Origin of the sequence: Dietzia sp. CQ4, from assembly GCF_014145125.1 — a bacterium.
Taxonomy (GTDB): domain Bacteria; phylum Actinomycetota; class Actinomycetes; order Mycobacteriales; family Mycobacteriaceae; genus Dietzia; species Dietzia natronolimnaea.
In genome coordinates this window covers 1-1729 of sequence record NZ_JAALDZ010000174.1, presented here as the reverse complement: position 1 = coordinate 1729, position 1729 = coordinate 1, and the positions used below count along the sequence as shown (strand labels likewise).

Sequence of the window (1729 nt, the reverse complement as noted above, 5' to 3'; positions counted from 1 at the left end):
AACCCCGGCCCCCAAACCCCACCACTCCAGGGGACTTACCCTCGGGAGATTCGTGAACTTCGTTCAACAGTGGCATCGCAGCTTCATCGACCCTGCTACCGGGGTCGTGCACCCCGGCGCGAGTCAGCCGTCTAGCTACGACAGGGACGACGGCCAACTTCTCATCCAAAGCATCACGCCGTACAGGCCACTCGAACAGATGTGGGTGCAAGACCGTGCCGAAGACGTCCCGGCTGACGCCATAGCGGATGCCGCGGCAGTCTTCAACGAGGCTCTACACGCCGACTTCATGCTCTTCGACCAACTGGTGGAGAACGCGGTCAACGGTCTTCCGAGCACTTCTACAGGTCAACGCACACGCCTCGAGCCATACCGAGTAGCTCGCTAGCGAAAGGCTCGGCGCTGGCCGGCAGCACGAACACCGGCCAGCGCCGAGCCCCCAACAGTGCGGTCAGCTCACGACTCCCAAGGCGATAGCCGTCCACTGGTCGACATCGCCCGCGTCTGGTCCGAAGACGGCACCGTACGCCAGACCGACCTGCTCGGCATGAACCTCGAAGTTGTTGTTTGCGCGGTCGTAGATGGTCAACTTCGCGTGGCTGGTGCTGTCGGGGTCGCGAGTGACTTCGACTTGGTATCGGTCGTCGAGCCGCGACCACCACACGACCCAATCGCCGTCGGTGGGCTCGGCGCTGTCCCAGTCCATGACCGGTCCGACAGGCGCGGTGCGGATCGGCTGTGGCAGGCCGAGGACAGCTCCGTCGAGGCTAATAAGTCCCTTTTCGACGGCGGCGTGCGCCAACTCCCAGGGCATCGGCACGTCGAGCACCGCCGACACTGTCTGCAGGTACAGGTTTGAGCCCCACAGGTCGTCCCCGTGTCGTTGACCGAGCCACATGCCGGCCAGGGCGGCGTCGACCATCGTCCGCAGAGCCTCTGGTGTGGGCTCCGGAAAGAGGTGCCGATGCGACAGTGCCCGGAGGTAGGCGGTCACTGGGCGGTACGCGCAGTCAGCGTCGCCGCGGAAGTTGATCGTCCCGCCTCCAGCTTTGACTACGTGCTGTAGAGAGCATTCGCACAACAGGGACGACATGCTGAACCCCTGGAAATCTTGGCGGACCCAGGCGACGCGATGCCAGCCGTCACCTGGCGGGATGTGCAGAACGAGCCGTGACCCCGGCTCATCGCGCAGGATTCTGTTCAGCTTCGCAGTGGGGACACCGCTGAAATCGGGCGGCCATGTCGATTCTCGCGGGACCGGCTGCTCGGCGTGAAACGGGAACTTCTCCGCCTTCACCTCGCGAAGGGAGGGATACCGGGGTGCGGTGCGTATCCGCGCCCACACCAGCGGCGTCACCGTCGCCTCTGGGTCGCTGTCGGCGATCGCGTGCAGGAAGGCGGCATCGGCTGCCGGCCAGTTGTCGAGTTCCTCGGTGGGTGCGTCGATGAACACTGCAGATGTGGACTCCAGGCCCGCCGTGTGCAGCGCGGCGAGTTCGTCCCACGGTCTGAAGTGGCCCAAGTCTTGCCGCGGCAGGTCAACCGTGACAGTGGTCGCCTCACCTAGTGGGTCGCTGATCGTCTGCAGCTGCATCGGTGGCCTCCTTCTCGGCCCGTCGGGCCAACCACGACCTGAAATCAACGCTCGGGATGTGGGCTGAGATCGCGGCCGCCTGTCAACGGATAGTAGTGCCCCATAGAGTGGTGTAACTCGGTGGCCGAGATCGTC

Annotated in this window: 2 protein-coding genes; one reads left to right on the top strand and one right to left on the bottom strand. The window is 64.6% G+C overall.

Going from position 1 to position 1729, the window contains the following annotated elements; all coding sequences use genetic code 11:
• Positions 1-388, top strand: a 388-nt coding sequence (locus tag G6031_RS18665; protein ID WP_206682158.1) for a hypothetical protein, incomplete at its 5' end; no start/stop codon positions are given.
• Between the two features lie 63 nt (positions 389-451).
• Here G6031_RS18665 and G6031_RS10835 read toward each other — a convergent pair.
• The gene (locus tag G6031_RS10835; protein WP_182653252.1) at positions 452-1594 is read right to left on the bottom strand and encodes a hypothetical protein; all 1143 of its coding nucleotides are present in this window, start codon (positions 1592-1594) and stop codon (positions 452-454) included.
• Positions 1595-1729 lie beyond the last annotated feature (135 nt).